The sequence below is a fragment of the Pseudomonas sp. R37(2017) genome (genome assembly GCF_002113375.1).
GTDB lineage: Bacteria > Pseudomonadota > Gammaproteobacteria > Pseudomonadales > Pseudomonadaceae > Aquipseudomonas.
The window spans coordinates 477,364-493,628 of the sequence record NZ_NEHO01000001.1; the positions used below are offsets into that span (position 1 = coordinate 477,364).

Annotated in this window: 13 protein-coding genes; 2 read left to right on the top strand and 11 right to left on the bottom strand. The window is 58.0% G+C overall.

Annotated features, from left to right (window positions below; translation table 11 throughout):
* Positions 1–96: 96 nt before the first annotated feature.
* Positions 97–369, top strand: coding sequence for a hypothetical protein (locus CAG47_RS02290; protein ID WP_085723446.1), 273 nt, complete (start codon positions 97–99; stop codon positions 367–369).
* Positions 370–518: 149 nt separating this feature from the next.
* Here CAG47_RS02290 and CAG47_RS02295 read toward each other — a convergent pair whose 3' ends face one another.
* The 11 genes from CAG47_RS02295 to sdhC all read right to left on the bottom strand — a co-directional run bounded on the left by CAG47_RS02295 (position 519) and on the right by sdhC (position 14,598).
* Positions 519–1,256 carry a DUF599 domain-containing protein gene (locus CAG47_RS02295; protein WP_085723283.1) on the bottom strand — a complete coding sequence of 246 codons (738 nt, stop codon included), beginning with the start codon at positions 1,254–1,256 and terminating at the stop codon, positions 519–521.
* 263 nt (positions 1,257–1,519) lie between these two features.
* Entirely contained in the window at positions 1,520–2,833 is a 1,314-nt protein-coding gene (gene brnQ, locus CAG47_RS02300; RefSeq protein ID WP_085723284.1) for a branched-chain amino acid transport system II carrier protein, read from the bottom strand.
* 409 nt (positions 2,834–3,242) lie between these two features.
* Positions 3,243–4,124 carry a succinate--CoA ligase subunit alpha gene (gene sucD, locus CAG47_RS02305; protein ID WP_085723285.1) on the bottom strand — a complete coding sequence of 294 codons (882 nt, stop codon included), beginning with the start codon at positions 4,122–4,124 and terminating at the stop codon, positions 3,243–3,245.
* Positions 4,124–5,290, bottom strand: a complete 1,167-nt coding sequence (gene sucC, locus CAG47_RS02310; protein WP_085723286.1) for an ADP-forming succinate--CoA ligase subunit beta — start codon at positions 5,288–5,290, stop codon at positions 4,124–4,126. Before sucC ends, sucD begins: the two co-directional genes overlap by 1 nt.
* 181 nt (positions 5,291–5,471) lie before the next feature.
* Positions 5,472–6,908: a dihydrolipoyl dehydrogenase gene (gene lpdA / locus CAG47_RS02315; RefSeq protein ID WP_085723287.1), complete on the bottom strand. Its 1,437-nt coding sequence runs from the start codon at positions 6,906–6,908 to the stop codon at positions 5,472–5,474.
* A gap of 105 nt (positions 6,909–7,013) precedes the next feature.
* Entirely contained in the window at positions 7,014–8,234 is a 1,221-nt protein-coding gene (odhB, locus tag CAG47_RS02320) for a 2-oxoglutarate dehydrogenase complex dihydrolipoyllysine-residue succinyltransferase (protein ID WP_085723288.1), read from the bottom strand.
* A 42-nt stretch (positions 8,235–8,276) separates the two neighbouring features.
* Positions 8,277–11,108 (bottom strand): 2-oxoglutarate dehydrogenase E1 component, encoded by a 2,832-nt coding sequence (locus CAG47_RS02325; RefSeq protein WP_085723289.1) that lies wholly within the window; start codon positions 11,106–11,108, stop codon positions 8,277–8,279.
* A gap of 261 nt (positions 11,109–11,369) precedes the next feature.
* Positions 11,370–12,074, bottom strand: coding sequence for a succinate dehydrogenase iron-sulfur subunit (locus CAG47_RS02330; protein ID WP_085723447.1), 705 nt, complete (start codon positions 12,072–12,074; stop codon positions 11,370–11,372).
* An 11-nt stretch (positions 12,075–12,085) separates the two neighbouring features.
* Positions 12,086–13,858 carry a succinate dehydrogenase flavoprotein subunit gene (gene sdhA, locus CAG47_RS02335; protein WP_085723290.1) on the bottom strand — a complete coding sequence of 591 codons (1,773 nt, stop codon included), beginning with the start codon at positions 13,856–13,858 and terminating at the stop codon, positions 12,086–12,088.
* Between the two features lie 3 nt (positions 13,859–13,861).
* The gene (sdhD, locus tag CAG47_RS02340) at positions 13,862–14,230 is read right to left on the bottom strand and encodes a succinate dehydrogenase, hydrophobic membrane anchor protein (RefSeq protein WP_008049683.1); all 369 of its coding nucleotides are present in this window, start codon (positions 14,228–14,230) and stop codon (positions 13,862–13,864) included.
* On the bottom strand, positions 14,224–14,598 hold the full coding sequence (sdhC, locus tag CAG47_RS02345) for a succinate dehydrogenase, cytochrome b556 subunit (protein ID WP_085723291.1): 375 nt from the start codon (positions 14,596–14,598) through the stop codon (positions 14,224–14,226). Before sdhC ends, sdhD begins: the two co-directional genes overlap by 7 nt.
* A gap of 364 nt (positions 14,599–14,962) precedes the next feature.
* Between sdhC and gltA the strand changes: the two genes are divergently transcribed.
* Positions 14,963–16,252, top strand: coding sequence for a citrate synthase (gene gltA / locus CAG47_RS02350; RefSeq protein WP_085723292.1), 1,290 nt, complete (start codon positions 14,963–14,965; stop codon positions 16,250–16,252).
* The last annotated feature ends 13 nt before the right edge of the window (positions 16,253–16,265 follow it).

A 16,265-nucleotide genomic window follows, 5' to 3' on the forward strand; every position in this document is an offset into this window, starting at 1 on the left:
TAGTACAAACTTATATATCTGAAAGAATTAAGGAACTTAAACCTGATGCATGGGCTCTTAATGCCAGTAGATGCTTTTCATCAGGAGAAACACCCCATGCGTAAGACTTTAGCTATTGCCTTGATGTTGACCGCTTCCCTCGGTCTCGCTGCCTGCGATAAAAAATCCGAGGACAAAGCTCAAGATGCTAACCAACATGCTGAGCAAGCCCAGCAAAAAATGAACGAAGCTCAGGATAAAGTGAACGACGCGGCAAAAGAAAACGCCGAAGCCGCCAAAGATCAGGCTGAATCGAACGCAGAAGCGGCAAAAGAAGCTGCTCCGGCCACACCGGCCGCTCCAGCCGCTCCGGAAGCGCCCAAGAACTAATCCGGTTTTTAGCGCGATAAAAGAAAACCCGCCAAGTGCGGGTTTTTTTGTCTTCAAAAACACTGGTTAGATCAAAAACACTCGAAAAGTCGGACTGATCATCAGCAAGAGCGAACAGATTAACCCCACCAGCCAGACTGGAATACTCATCAAGAAGCCTCTTTGATCGACTCCGGCAATGGCGCCTCTGTAGGGGTATAGACCATCACGTCGAGAACGTCGGAATGAAACTCGCGGCGGTACAACACAAACACCACGCCGGCACTCATCAACATGAACAACCAGGGACTGACGAACCAGGCGAGCATGCTCATGCCGAAGTAATAAGAACGCAGTCCGAAGTTGAACTGGTTGGCGGCCATGGAGATCACGCGAGCCGCGCGGGAAGCAAACGCTTTGCGCTCTTGCTCCGAAACCAGGCGTTCGCCGACCATTGGCGCCGAACCCACCAGTATCGCCGCAAAGTTGTACTGGCGCATGCACCAACTGAATGTGAAGAACGCATAGACAAACACCAGCGCCAGGCACAGCAACTTGATTTCCGACATGCCCTGGGACGCCTGTTGCACCATCGGGATATCCGCCAGCAACGATACCGCCCGTTCCGAAGCCCCCAGCACCGTGAGAATGCCGGCCAGGATAATCAATGTACTGGAGGCGAAGAACGAAGCATTGCGCTCCAGGTTGCCAATCACGCTGGCATCGGCGATACGGTTGTCGCGCAACAGCATGCGGCGCATCCAGTCCTCGCGATACAGGTGCAGCACACTGGCCAGGCACGCAGTGTCACGGCCTTTCCAGGTGGCATAGCGGGTGTACCCGCCCCAGCAGATGACGAACCAGATAGCGGCAAGAATGTGGATCAGGTTGGCTTGGATGAACGACATGCAGGTCCTTGTGAAGTATTAGCGGAACACTGAAACCTTGTGGGAGCGAGCCTGCTCGCGAAAGCGGTAGATCAATCAACATTTTGCGCTGAATGAAGCGACGCCTTCGCGAGCAGGCTCGCTCCCACAAAGGGTGTTGCAGTGCTTCGACGTTAGCTCAACGGAAAAGGCACCGCATCCCTCACAAAAAAATGCCCCGTATCAATTGATACGGGGCATTTCTGTTTCTGCTTGTCCGACCCGCTTATGGCAGGTCGAAAGCTTTAAGCCAGCGCTTCTTCCCGCTTGCCCAACATACGATCGCAGACCACGGCAACCACCAGCGTCATCACCGACGGCACCAGCCAGGCCAGACCCTGTTCGCTCAGCGGCAGGTGCGCCAGTTGCGTCGGCATCCAGTCCGCCAGACCGGCCCCCTTCAGGGCGTCGATCAGACCGAAGATGAACGACACCAGCATCACCGGACCGACGATGCGACCCTGCTCATGCCAGAAGTCCTTGCAGAAGCTCAGGGCGACCAAGGCGATGCACGGCGGATAGATCGCGGTCAGTACCGGGATCGAGAACGCGATCAGCTTGGTCAGGCCCAGGTTGGACACCAGCAGGGAAAATGCAGCCAGGATGATGACCAGCGTCTTGTAGGACAGCGGCAGCACTCGGCTGAAGTACTCGGCGCAGGCACAGGTCAGGCCGACCGCCGTCACCAGGCACGCCAGCGAAATCAGCACGGCAAGGAAACCGCTGCCCAGCGAACCGAAAGTGTGCTGCACGTAAGCGTGCAATACCGCCGCACCATTGGTCGCGCCTGCGGCCACTTCATGGCTGCCCGAACCGAGGCGGAACAGGCTGACATACACCAGTGCCAGGCCCACGCCGGCGATCAGGCCGGCGATGATCGCATAGCGGGTGATCAAGGCAGGCGACTCGACGCCGCGGGAACGGATGGCGTTGACGATGACGATGCCGAACACCAGGGCACCCAGGGTATCCATGGTCAGGTAACCGTTGATGAAGCCCTGGGAAAACGGCGCAGCCACGTATTCAGGGGTTGCCTGCCCGATGTCACCGGCCGGCAATGCGAATGCAGCGATACCCAGCACGGCCAGGGCAATGATCTTCAACGGAGCGAGGAAACGCCCTACGGTATCCAGCAGACGACCCGGATACAGCGAGATGAAGAACACCAGCAGGAAATACACCGAACTGTAGAGGAACAGGGCCAATGGGCTCTCGCCGGTCAGCGGCGCCAGGCCCACTTCGAACGAAACAGTCGCGGTACGCGGTGTCGCGAACAGCGGACCCACAGCGAGATAGCACGCCGCCGCCAACAAACCAGCGGCAACCTTGCCAATCGGGCTGCTCAATGCATCCATGGCGCCACCGACCTTGGCCAGGGCCACAACGGTGATCACCGGCAAACCAACGGCGGTGACCAGGAAACCCAGCGCCGCCATCCAGACATTAGGCCCGGACTGCAAACCGACGATAGGCGGGAAGATGATGTTGCCAGCCCCGACGAACAGGGCAAACGTCATAAAACCAAGCGCCAGGATGTCCTGGCCTTTCAACACTTTCATTAAGGAAATACCACACTACTGAATCGGAATTTAGAGAGGGATTTCCCTATGGGTGAGGGAAATGCTGTCGGTCCGTATAAGACCAACCCTTTTAGCGCGTTGCCGCCTTGTGGGCAGCGGACGCAAAAATGGCGCGTAGACTAACGAATTTGGACCAGAAACGCACTGTTAGAGGGCGAACATTCCGATCTACGACATTTTCGTGTCGCGTTTATGCATGTAAATGGTGGGTGCCTGTAAGTCCGCCTTCGCGTGCAAGCCCGCTCCCACAGAATTTGCGAATACTTGAGATCCATTGTGGGAGCGGGCTTGCCCGCGAAGAGGCCAGCACAACCAACACATATGCCAGAAACGACAAAGACCACCCGAAGGTGGCCTTTGTCAGCAGGGTTCAAGCCAAGCGCGAGGCTTACTTGACTTCCCAGCCAGTCAGCTCGGCCAGGGCCTTGCCGATGTCTGCCAGCGAACGCACGGTTTTAACGCCTGCGTCTTGCAGAGCAGCGAATTTCTCGTCTGCAGTGCCTTTGCCGCCAGAGATGATTGCGCCAGCATGGCCCATGCGCTTGCCCGGAGGAGCAGTCACACCAGCGATGTAGGAAACAACCGGCTTGGTCACGTTTGCCTTGATGTAGGCAGCCGCTTCTTCTTCAGCCGAACCGCCGATCTCACCGATCATCACGATCGCTTCGGTCTTCGGGTCTTCCTGGAACAGCTTCAGGATGTCGATGAAGTTCGAACCCGGGATCGGGTCGCCACCGATGCCGACGCAAGTCGACTGACCGAAACCGGCGTCAGTAGTCTGCTTGACGGCTTCGTAGGTCAGGGTGCCGGAACGGGAAACGATACCGACCTTGCCTGGCAAGTGAATGTGACCTGGCATGATGCCGATCTTGCATTCGCCTGGGGTGATCACGCCTGGGCAGTTAGGGCCGATCAGGGTAACACCCAGCTCGTCGCACTTAACCTTGGCGTCCAGCATGTCCAGGGTAGGAATGCCTTCGGTGATGCAGACGATCAGCTTGATGCCGCCGAAAGCAGCTTCCAGGATCGAGTCCTTGCAGAAAGGAGCCGGAACGTAGATCACGCTGGCAGTAGCGCCAGTGGCAGCTACAGCGTCTTTCACAGTGTTGAACACTGGCAGACCCAGGTGCTCGGTGCCGCCCTTGCCTGGAGTTACGCCACCAACCATCTTGGTGCCGTATTCGATGGCTTGCTGGGTGTGGAAACTACCTTGCGAACCGGTAATACCCTGGCAGATAACTTTGGTGTCTTTATTGATCAGGACGCTCATTATTTGCCCTCCGCAGCTTTGACAACTTGTTGAGCAGCGTCGGTCAGGCTGGTAGCAGCGATGATGTTCAAACCGCTTTCTGCCAGTACTTTAGCGCCCAGCTCAGCGTTGTTGCCTTCAAGGCGAACAACTACCGGGATTTTCACGCCGACTTCTTTCACTGCACCGATGATGCCTTCGGCAATCATGTCGCAACGAACGATGCCGCCGAAGATGTTGACCAGTACTGCAGCGACGTTAGTGTCGGACAGAATGATCTTGAACGCTTCGGTAACGCGTTCTTTGGTAGCACCGCCGCCCACGTCCAGGAAGTTGGCTGGCTTGCCGCCGTGCAGGTTGACGATGTCCATGGTACCCATGGCCAGGCCGGCACCGTTGACCATGCAACCGATGTTGCCTTCCAGCGCTACGTAGTTCAGTTCGAACTTGGCAGCGTGCGCTTCGCGCGGATCGTCCTGGGACGGATCGTGGAAAGTCTTCAGCTTTGGCTGACGGTACATGGCGTTGGCGTCGATGTTGATCTTGGCGTCCAGGCAGTGCAGATCGCCGTCAGCCTTGATCACCAGCGGGTTCACTTCCAGCAGGGCCAGATCGTGATCCTGGAACAGTTTGGCCAGACCCACGAAGATCTTGGCGAACTGGGCAACTTGCTTGCCTTCCAGACCCAGCTGGAATGCCAGCTCGCGACCCTGGAATGGCTGAGCGCCAACCAGTGGATCGATAGTGGCCTTCAGAATTTTTTCTGGAGTGTCGTGAGCGATTTTCTCGATGTCCACGCCACCTTCGGTGGAAGCCATGAACACGATGCGACGGCTCGAACGGTCAACGACAGCGCCCAGGTACAGCTCTTTAGCGATATCAGTGCACGATTCAACCAGGATCTTGGTGACTGGCTGACCATTGGCGTCAGTCTGGTAAGTCACCAGACGCTTGCCCAGCCACTGCTGTGCGAAGGCTTTGGCGTCTTCTTTGTTGCGAACCAGCTTGACGCCGCCCGCTTTACCGCGACCACCGGCGTGGACCTGGGCTTTGACAACCCACTCGTTGCCGCCGATTTTGTCGCAAGCTGCTGCTGCTTCTTCCGGGGTGTCTACCGCGTAGCCTTTGGATACTGGCAGGCCGTACTCAGCGAACAGCTGCTTACCCTGATACTCGTGAAGATTCATGCTTATTACCGTCTTCGTTAGGTACTGCGCATTCGGTGCTGCACTCATTCGAGTGCCGCACCACCTGTGACTGCTGCTTGCATAGCTGGGCTATGCAAGACTGCGTCCAGCGGATATTCCGCGGTGAGTCTTGCAAGCAAGGCTCACGACGGGCCAAACCGCCGTGGTTTCTTATTATGTCTTAACGCTTCTTGCGGTTGGCGATGTGGATGGCGCCGCCATTCACTGCCAAAGCAGCTTCGTGCAAGGCTTCAGACAGGGTCGGATGGGAGAAAACCATCATGCCCAGGTCTTCAGCGCTGGTGCCGAATTCCATACCGATCGCGCCCTGCTGAACCAGTTCCGCAGCGCTTGGGCCAATCACGTGGACGCCCAGGACGCGGTCTGTCTTGGCATCGGCGATGACCTTGACGAAACCACCGGTGTCGTTGGCAGCCATGGCACGGCCAGAGGCTGCGAACGGGAAGGTGCCGACGTTAACTTCAACGCCTTCAGCTTTCAAGGCCTGCTCGGTTTTACCGACCCACGCGATTTCCGGGTGAGTATAAATAACCGAAGGGATCAGGTCATAGTTCATCTGGGCCTTGTGACCCTTGATGCGCTCGACAACCATGATGCCCTCTTCCGACGCCTTGTGCGCCAGCATCATGCCGCGAACCACGTCACCGATGGCGTAGACGCCCGGTACGGTGGTGGCGCAGTGATCGTCGACAAACACGAAGCCACGCTCGTCGATGGTCACACCGCTGTCGGCAGCCAACAGATCAGTGGTCACTGGACGGCGACCAACGGCAACGATCAGCTTGTCGAAAGTGATGGTCTGTTCGCCGTTGGCATCGGTGTAGTTCACCACGACTTCGTCGCCGTTCACTTTGGAACCGGTCACGCGAGCGCCCAGCTTGATGTCCAGACCCTGTTTGGTCAGGGTTTTCAGCGCTTCCTTGGAGACGGCGGTGTCCGCGGCCATCAGGAAGGTGTCCAGGGCTTCCAGGACAGTCACTTCTGCACCCAGACGCGACCATACCGAACCCAGTTCCAGACCGATGACGCCAGCACCGATCACGCCCAGACGCTTAGGCACGGCCTGGAATTCCAGGGCGCCAGTGGAGTCAACGATGACTTTCTGGTCGACAGGAGCAGGCGGGATGTCGATCGGACGGGAGCCGGATGCCAGGATCACGTTCTCGGCTTCGATGACTTCCACCGAACCGTCAGGCTTGGTGACTTCGACTTTCTTGCCAGCCAGCAGTTTGCCGTGCCCCTGGATCGAAGTGACGCCGTTGGCCTTGAACAGGGTGGCAACACCGCCGGTCAGGTTCTTGACGATGCCAGCCTTGCGGCCAACCATCGCAGCGACGTCCATTTTGACTTCGCCGGTGGAGATACCGTGGACATTGAAGCTTTCTTTCGCTTCCTTGTATTTCCAGGAGCTGTCCAGCAGTGCCTTGGAAGGAATGCAGCCTACGTTCAGGCAGGTGCCACCCAGGGCTTGCTTGCCTTCAGCATCGGTGTACTTCTCGATGCAGGCAGTGCTCAGACCGAGTTGTGCGGCCTTGATGGCTGCTACGTAGCCGCCAGGGCCGGCACCGATCACTACTACGTCAAATTTCTGCGACATGTAAAAGAATCCTCTTTTAGCAACAAGCTACAAGCCGCAAGCCGCAAGTTGGAAGCCCGCTCGTGTTGAGCCTAGGGCTTGTCACTTGCAGCTTGCCGCTGCTTTTTAAATATCCAGCAACAGACGAGCCGGATCTTCCAGCAGGTTCTTGATGGTCACCAGGAAGGTCACAGCTTCTTTGCCATCGATCAGACGGTGATCGTAGGACAGTGCCAGGTACATCATCGGACGGATAACGACCTGACCGTTGATGGCCATGGGACGCTGGATGATGTTGTGCATGCCCAGGATGGCTGCTTGTGGCGGGTTGACGATCGGGGTCGACATCATCGAACCGAAAGTACCACCGTTGGTGATGGTGAAAGTACCACCGGTCATTTCGTCCATCGACAGTTTGCCGTCGCGGGCTTTCTTGCCGAAGGTGGCGATGCCGCCTTCGATTTCAGCCAGGCTCATGTGCTCGGCGTTACGCAGAACCGGAACCACCAGGCCACGGTCGCTGGAAACCGCTACACCGATGTCGGCATAACCGTGGTAAACGATGTCGTTGCCGTCGATCGAGGCGTTGACCGCCGGGAAGCGTTTCAGCGCTTCGGTGGCAGCCTTCACGAAGAACGACATGAAGCCCAGGCGTACGCCGTTGTGGGACTTCTCGAACAGGTCCTTGTACTTCGAACGCAGTGCCATGACTTCGGTCATGTCGACTTCGTTGAACGTGGTCAGCATCGCCATGTTCGATTGAGCTTCAACCAGACGCTTGGCCACGGTGGCACGAACGCGGGTCATCGGAACACGCTTCTCGATGCGGTCGCCAGCGGCGAACACAGGAGCAGCGGCCGAAGGAGCTGCAGCCTTGGCAGGTGCGGCAGCCGGAGCGGCTTTCTTGGCGGCAACAGCTGCAACCACGTCTTCCTTGGTCACGCGACCGCCTTTGCCGGTGCCGGCAACGGAAGCGATGTTGATGCCGTTTTCTTCAGCCAGCTTGCGCGCAGCAGGAGCAGCAACAGGATCGTCTTCGCCTTCAGCGGCTGGGGCGGCAGCTTGTGCGGCGGCCGGAGCAGCAGCGGCTGGAGCGACGGCAGCAGCGCCGCCTTCCACAATGGAGCCCAGGACTTCGTCGGACAGGACGGTGTCGCCTTCGTTCTTGACGATAGCGCCCAGCACGCCGTCAGCGGTAGCCAGTACTTCCAGAACGACTTTGTCGGTTTCGATGTCGACGATCAGTTCGTCGCGCTTGACCGCATCGCCCGGTTGCTTGTGCCAGGTGGCAACGGTGCCATCGGCAACCGATTCCGGGAAGGTGGGGGCTTTGATCTCGATAGCCATTGTCTGTGGTTCCTTAAATTCGGTTTCAGGTGCGCGAAGGCGTTAAACAGTAAAGGCGTCTTGCAGCAGTTTTTCCTGCTGCTCGGCGTGCATCGATGCGTAACCACATGCAGGTGCAGCAGAAGCCTCACGGCCCGCGTACTCGAGTACGAGAGACTTGTTGAGGTTTGCGATGCTGCGACGCAGGTGGTGCTGGCTGCAGTACCACGCACCCTGGTTCATCGGCTCTTCCTGGCACCAGACGGCATTTTTGGCGTTGGTGTAAGGAGCCAGGACTTCCTTCAAGTCGTCCTCAGGGAATGGGTACAGCTGCTCGATACGCACGATGGCAATATCGTCACGGCCTTCGGCACGGCGTTTTTCCAGCAGGTCGTAGTAGACCTTGCCGCTACACAGAACAACGCGCTCGACCTTTTTCGGGTCCAGGGCATCGATTTCCGGGATAACGGTCTGGAACGAACCTTCGGCCAGGTCTTCCAGGGTCGAGATGGCCAGTTTGTGACGCAGCAGCGACTTCGGAGTCAGGACTACCAGAGGTTTGCGCAGCGGGCGAATCACCTGACGGCGCAGCAAGTGGTAGATCTGAGCCGGCGTGGTCGGCATGCACACCTGAATGTTGTGCTCGGCGCACAGCTGCAGGTAACGTTCCAGGCGAGCCGAGGAGTGCTCCGGCCCCTGACCTTCATAACCGTGCGGCAGCAACATGGTCAGACCGCACAGACGGCCCCACTTGTGCTCGCCACTGGTGATGAACTGGTCGATCACGACCTGCGCACCGTTGGCAAAGTCACCGAACTGGGCTTCCCAGATCACCAGCGCGTTCGGCGTGGTGGTCGAGTAACCATATTCGAATGCCAGTACGGCTTCTTCAGACAGGTACGAGTCGTACATTTCGAAACGCGGCTGACCGTCGTACAGGTTCTTCAGCGGTACATAGGTGCTGGCGTCTTTCTGGTTGTGCAGAACAGCGTGGCGGTGCGAGAACGTACCGCGGCCGATGTCCTGACCGGTCATGCGGATCGGGTGACCTTCGAACAGCAAAGTCGCGTAGGCCATGGTCTCGGCGAAACCCCAGTTGATCGGCAGGCCACCGGCTTGCATCTTCTGACGGTCTTCGTAGATCTTGGCAACCTGACGCTGAACAACGAGGCCTTCCGGAACTTCCAGCAGCTTGGCGGACAGCTCCTGCAAGGTTTTCAGATCAAAGCGAGTGTCGTGACGCGCGGTCCAGGCGTGGCCCAGATACGGACGCCAGTCCACGAACAACTCTTTGTTCGGTTCCTTGACCAGGCTTTTTACAACATGCAGGCCGTTGTCCAGCGCGTTGCGGTATTCGTCGACTTTCGCCTGAACACGCTCTGCGTCCAGCACACCGCTCTGGGTCAGACGATCGGCATACAGCTCACGGGTGGTGCGCTGCTTGGTGATCTGCTGGTACATCAGAGGCTGGGTGCCGCTTGGCTCGTCGGCCTCGTTGTGGCCGCGACGACGGTAGCAGACCAGGTCGATCACCACGTCACGCTTGAACTGCATGCGGTAGTCGATGGCCAGCTGGGTCACGAACAATACGGCTTCCGGATCATCACCATTCACATGGAGGATCGGTGCCTGGATCATTTTCGCAACGTCGGTCGCATACTCGGTGGAACGCGAGTCCAGCGGGTTGCTGATGGTGAAGCCAACCTGGTTGTTGATCACGATGTGCACGGTACCGCCGGTTTTGAAACCGCGGGTCTGCGACATCTGGAAGGTTTCCATGACCACGCCCTGACCTGCGAAAGCAGCGTCACCGTGGATGGAGATCGGCAGAACCTTCTCGCCGGTAGGATCGTTACGACGGTCTTGACGGGCGCGAACCGAACCCTCGACCACCGGGGAAACGATTTCCAGGTGGGACGGGTTGAACGCCATGGCCAGGTGAACTTCACCGCCGGTGGTCATCACGTTGGACGAGAAGCCCTGGTGGTACTTGACGTCACCGGAACCCAGCTCGACCTTCTTCTTGCCTTCGAACTCGTCGAACAGCTCGCGCGGGTTCTTGCCGAAGGTGTTGACCAGCACGTTCAGACGGCCACGGTGGGCCATGCCGATGACGATTTCCTTGGCGCCGTAGGAACCGGAACGCTGGATCAACTCATCGAGCATCGGGATCAGGCTTTCACCGCCTTCCAGACCGAAACGCTTGGTACCCGGGTATTTGGTGCCCAGGTATTTTTCCAGGCCTTCACCGGCGGTCACGCGCTCGAGCAGGTGACTCTTGATGTCGGCGGAGTACGTCGGACGGCCACGCACGCTTTCCAGACGCTGCTGGAACCACTGGCGCTGCTCGGAATCGGTGATATGCGTGAATTCAGCGCCGATGGTGCGGCAATATGTCTGCTGCAACGCTTCGTGAATTTCGCGTAGGCTCGCTTCCTCTTTGCCGATGAACAGGTCGCCGGCACGGAAGGTCGTATCAAGATCGGCATTGGTCAAGCCGTAATGATTGATCGACAGGTCTGCAGGTGCAGGACGCTGCCACAGTCCCAGCGGGTCAAGCTGGGCTGCCTGGTGGCCACGCATACGGTAGGCCTGGATCAATCGCAGCACTTCAACTTGCTTCTTCTCGTGCTCACTGCTCACGCTGCCGGCGGAAACCGGTTGGGCGCGGCGCTGGTTCTTTGCCAGCAAGACGAAATGATCGCGAATTGTGGAGTGCGAAACATCGGTGGCAGAGTTGCCGTCGGCAGGCAACTTCTGGAAGTAGGTGCGCCACTCTTCTGGCACAGCGTTAGGGTCGTGCAGGTAGAGCTCATAAAGCTCTTCCACATAGGCAGCGTTACTACCGGAAAGGTAGGCGCTGTTCCACATGCGCTGCATCACGCTTTCTTGCATGCTTGGTCACCCTCGGTTAGGGGAACACCATCGGTGTCGACACCGAGCAAACTTGCAGAAGTCCGAATGCAGCGACCAAAACAAGCCACTAGGATCACACTGATAGTCCGGGTACCAGCCCGGATGCCCCTGCTTGTCTCATTTCTTCAAAATAAGAGCCGCAGCCTTTTGGGCTGCTGCTCAGGTTAAAACTACGGCGCCGGTTGAAGCCTGCGCCGTAGCCTCTACGGGTACAGCGGTACTACGTTTACAACAGCTGAATCACACGCCGCTGGAGAGCAGCATGTTACGGATGTGACCGATGGCCTTAGTCGGGTTCAGGCCTTTCGGACATACGTTGACGCAGTTCATGATCCCGCGGCAGCGGAATACGCTGAACGGGTCATCCAGCGAAGCCAGACGCTCGGTGGTCTTGGTGTCACGGCTGTCTGCCAGGAAGCGGTACGCTTGCAGCAGGGCAGCTGGACCCAGGAACTTGTCCGGGTTCCACCAGAAGGACGGGCAGGAGGTCGAGCAGCAGGCGCACAGGATGCACTCGTACAGACCGTCCAGCTTTTCACGCTCTTCAGGGGACTGCAGACGCTCGATGGCTGGAGCCGGCGTGTCGTTCTGCAGGAATGGCTTAACCTTCTCGTATTGCTTGTAGAAGATGCTCATATCGACGACCAGGTCACGGATAACCGGCAAACCTGGCAGAGGACGAACGATCAACTTGTTACCTTTTACAACAGCAGACAGCGGCGTGATGCACGCCAGGCCGTTCTTGCCGTTGATATTCATGCCATCGGAGCCGCAAACGCCTTCACGGCAGGAACGACGATAGGAGAAACCCTCGTCCTGCTCTTTGATCAGCGCGAGCACGTCCAGCACCATCAGGTCCTTACCACCGGTATCGACCTGGAATTCCTGCATGAACGGCGCAGCGTCCACATCAGGGTTGTAGCGATAAACACTGACTTGCAACATGGCGGTCACCCTTAATAAGTCCGGACTTTAGGTTCGAAAGTCGGAACAGTCTTCGGCGAGAAGTTCACGGCACGCTTGGCAACGCGTTTCTCACCCGGGAAGTACAGGGTGTGGCACAGCCAGTTTTCGTCGTCACGGTCTTCGAAGTCTTCACGGGCGTGAGCACCGCGGGACTCTTTACGCACTTCAGCGGCGATGGCGGTAGCTTCAGCCACTTCCAGCAGGTTTTGCAGCTCCAGAGCTTCGATACGCGCAGTGTTGAACGCCTGCGACTTATCGTTGATCTTGACGTTGGCGATGCGCTTGCGCAGCTCGGCCAGTTGAGCAATACCCTTCTGCATGTATTCGCCGGTACGGAATACACCGAAGTAGTTCTGCATGCAGCTTTGCAGCTCGCGACGCAGAGTTGCCACGTCTTCGCCATCGGTACGGCCGTTCAGGGCCGACAGACGCGCCAGAGCGGCATTGATGTTGGCTTCGGTGGCGTCGTCGTACTCGATACCGTCGGTCAGCGCCTTTTCCAGGTGCAGGCCGGCGGCACGACCGAATACCACCAGGTCGAGCAGCGAGTTGCCGCCCAGACGGTTGGCACCGTGGACCGATACGCAAGCCACTTCGCCTACAGCGAACAGGCCCGGAATGATGGTGTCGACGCCTTCGGCGTTCTGGGTGATCGCCTGGCCGTGAATGTTGGTGGCAACGCCGCCCATCATATAGTGGCAAGTCGGAACGACCGGAACCGGAGCGACCACCGGGTCAACGTGAGCAAACGTCTTCGACAGTTCGCAGATACCTGGCAGACGGCTGTGCAGCACTTCCTCGCCCAGGTGGTCGAGCTTGAGCATTACGTGGTCGCCATTCGGACCGCAACCGTTGCCGGCGATGATTTCCTTGACCATCGAGCGGGCAACCACGTCACGACCGGCGAGGTCCTTGGCGTTCGGAGCATAACGCTCCATGAAACGCTCGCCGTGCTTGTTGATCAGGTAACCACCTTCACCACGGCAACCTTCGGTCACCAGTACACCGGCGCCGGCGATGCCGGTCGGGTGGAACTGCCACATCTCGATGTCTTGTACCGGTACGCCTGCACGCAGAGCCATGCCGACGCCGTCACCGGTGTTGATCAGGGCGTTGGTGGTCGAAGCGTAGATACGGCCTGCACCGCCGGTCGCCAATACGGTGGCTTTCGCGCGGATGTAGGTGGTTTCGCCGGTTTCGATGCAAATGGCGATAACACCGACGAAGTCGCCTGCGTCGTTCTTCACCAGATCGACAGCGTAGTACTCGTTCAGGAACGTGGTACCGGCTTTCAGGTTGCCCTGATAAAGGGTGTGCAGCAGTGCGTGACCGGTACGGTCGGAAGCAGCGCAGGTACGCGCAGCCTGACCGCCTTTACCGTAGTCCTTGGACTGACCGCCGAACGGACGCTGGTAGATGCGGCCGGTCTCGGTACGGGAGAACGGCAGACCCATGTGGTCCAGTTCGAAAACGGCGGCCGGGCCTTCCTGACACATGTATTCGATAGCGTCCTGGTCACCGATGTAGTCGGAACCCTTGACGGTATCGTACATGTGCCAGCGCCAGTCATCGTTCGGGTCAGCGGACGCGATTGCGCAAGTGATGCCGCCCTGGGCGGATACAGTGTGCGAACGGGTCGGGAACACCTTGGTGATCACGGCAGTCTTGTGACCGCCCTGTGCCAGCTGCAGCGCTGCGCGCATGCCGGCACCGCCACCACCAATAATGATGGCGTCGAAAGAAATCGTTGGAATGTTAGCCATGACTCAGATACCCCAGAGAATCTGCACGCCCCAGACGAAGTAAGCGAACATCGCAACGCCGCAGACTGCCTGGAAGAGGAAACGTATAGCGGTCGCGGACTTGCCGAACGCCATTGGCGTCAGGTAGTCGGTCGCGATGGTCCACATGCCGACCCAGGCGTGAGCGCCGAGAGCAACAAGGGCCAGGAGGCTGAAGATACGCATTCCGTTGTGGGCGAACAGTTCATGCCACTGGGCGTACTCGAGGCCAGGGTTGGCCACGATGTATCCGATCAGGAAGATGAAGTAAGCCGCGAGAACGACCGCAGACACACGTTGCGCCATCCAGTCATAGAGGCCCGAACGCGAGAGGTTCGTGACGTTAGTTACCATATCCAAACTCCTGCCAGAACGATTACCGCCACGGAAACGGCGATAACGATTTTCGAGCCCAGCTTGCCGCCTTCCAGCGTCTCGCCGATGCCCATGTCCATGATCAAATGGCGCACACCGGCTACCAGGTGATACAGCAGAGCGGACAGGATGCCCCATGTCACTAGCTTGGCTAGCGGACTGGTCAGACACGCTTTCACCTGACCGAAGCCTTCCTCGGAGCTCAGCGACTTGTCCAATGCGTAAAGCATGATGGCAAGGCACACGAAGAGGATGACACCGGAAATTCGGTGAAGGATGGACGTGTAAGCAGTGACTGGGAGTTTGATGGTCCTTAGGTCTAGGTTTACAGGTCGTTGGCTTTTCACGGCTTTTTTTTCACACTGAAGAGCCCCTAACAATCAGGGCAAAGTTGTTGGGGAGTGCACTGGTCAGGTAACCACCACCCAGGGATGCGACCCCCAATGAAAGCAAGCCCAAAAGCCCTTGGCGGTCGGTGGCCGAGTATAGACAGTTAGGCTACTAATGACAACGCAAACACCTAACCCAAACAGCGGATTGCACAACTGGCATAAAAGGCGTAAATGGCAGCCAATTTCGAGAAAAAAGTCCGGTTAAAGCCTTCTGGAGCAAGACTTTAGGCAAATTGACATTCGAATTTATCTCACTATAGTGGTGCGGGCCCTGCGTGGGGGGTCTGTCTGATGATTTCAAGCATAAATAGGAGGCCACATGGCTGACAAAAAAGCGCAGTTGATCATCGAGGGCGCTGCCCCCGTCGAGCTGCCCATTTTAACCGGCACCGTTGGTCCCGATGTTATCGATGTTCGAGGCCTGACGGCCACGGGCCGTTTCACCTTCGACCCAGGCTTCATGTCGACCGCTTCGTGCGAGTCGAAGATCACCTATATCGACGGCGACAACGGCATTCTGCTGCACCGCGGCTACCCGATCGAACAACTGGCTGAAAAGTCGGACTACCTGGAAACCTGCTATCTGCTGCTCAATGGCGAACTGCCGACCGCAGAACAGAAGGCCCAGTTCGTCGGCACCGTGAAGAACCACACCATGGTTCACGAGCAGTTGAAGAGCTTCTTCAACGGCTTCCGTCGCGACGCTCACCCGATGGCCGTCATGTGCGGCGTAGTCGGCGCCCTTTCGGCGTTCTACCACGACTCCCTGGACATCAATAACCCGCAGCACCGTGAAATTTCCGCGGTCCGCCTGGTGGCCAAGATGCCAACCCTGGCAGCGATGGTTTACAAGTACTCCATGGGGCAACCCATGATGTACCCGCGCAACGACCTGTCGTATGCGGAAAACTTCCTGCACATGATGTTCAACACCCCGTGCGAGATCAAACCGATCAGCCCGGTACTCGCCAAGGCCATGGACCGGATCTTCATCCTCCACGCCGACCACGAGCAGAACGCTTCGACCTCCACCGTACGCCTGGCCGGCTCTTCGGGTGCCAACCCGTTCGCCTGTATCGCTGCCGGTATCGCTGCACTGTGGGGCCCTGCCCACGGCGGCGCCAACGAAGCCGTTCTGACCATGCTCGATGAAATCGGCGATGTTTCGAACATCGACAAGTTCATCGCCAAGGCCAAGGACAAGAACGATCCGTTCAAACTGATGGGCTTCGGTCACCGCGTCTACAAAAACCGCGACCCACGCGCCACGGTAATGAAGCAGACCTGCGACGAAGTGTTGAAGGAACTGGGCATCAACAACGATCCGCAACTCGAACTGGCCATGCGCCTGGAAGAGATCGCCCTGACCGACCCGTACTTCATCGAACGCTCGCTGTACCCGAACGTCGACTTCTACTCGGGGATCATCCTCAAGGCGATCGGCATTCCAACCAGCATGTTCACCGTGATCTTCGCCCTGGCACGTACTGTCGGCTGGATCTCCCACTGGAAAGAGATGCTCTCCAGCCCGTACAAGATTGGCCGCCCGCGCCAGCTGTACACCGGTTACGAGTCGCGTGACATCACCAAGCTGGAAGACCGCAAGTAAGATTCGTCTTGCT

Excerpts from the sequence above, each read along its gene's own strand:
- sdhD (WP_008049683.1), bottom strand. The coding sequence starts at position 14,230 with ATGGTAACTAACGTCACGAACCTCTCGCGTTCGGGCCTCTATGACTGG.
- CAG47_RS02295 (WP_085723283.1), bottom strand. The coding sequence starts at position 1,256 with ATGTCGTTCATCCAAGCCAACCTGATCCACATTCTTGCCGCTATCTGG.
- sucD (WP_085723285.1), bottom strand. The coding sequence starts at position 4,124 with ATGAGCGTCCTGATCAATAAAGACACCAAAGTTATCTGCCAGGGTATT.
- CAG47_RS02290 (WP_085723446.1), top strand. The coding sequence starts at position 97 with ATGCGTAAGACTTTAGCTATTGCCTTGATGTTGACCGCTTCCCTCGGT.
- gltA (WP_085723292.1), top strand. The coding sequence starts at position 14,963 with ATGGCTGACAAAAAAGCGCAGTTGATCATCGAGGGCGCTGCCCCCGTC.
- sucC (WP_085723286.1), bottom strand. The coding sequence starts at position 5,290 with ATGAATCTTCACGAGTATCAGGGTAAGCAGCTGTTCGCTGAGTACGGC.
- CAG47_RS02325 (WP_085723289.1), bottom strand. The coding sequence starts at position 11,108 with ATGCAAGAAAGCGTGATGCAGCGCATGTGGAACAGCGCCTACCTTTCC.
- lpdA (WP_085723287.1), bottom strand. The coding sequence starts at position 6,908 with ATGTCGCAGAAATTTGACGTAGTAGTGATCGGTGCCGGCCCTGGCGGC.
- CAG47_RS02330 (WP_085723447.1), bottom strand. The coding sequence starts at position 12,074 with ATGTTGCAAGTCAGTGTTTATCGCTACAACCCTGATGTGGACGCTGCG.
- sdhA (WP_085723290.1), bottom strand. The coding sequence starts at position 13,858 with ATGGCTAACATTCCAACGATTTCTTTCGACGCCATCATTATTGGTGGT.
- odhB (WP_085723288.1), bottom strand. The coding sequence starts at position 8,234 with ATGGCTATCGAGATCAAAGCCCCCACCTTCCCGGAATCGGTTGCCGAT.
- brnQ (WP_085723284.1), bottom strand. The coding sequence starts at position 2,833 with ATGAAAGTGTTGAAAGGCCAGGACATCCTGGCGCTTGGTTTTATGACG.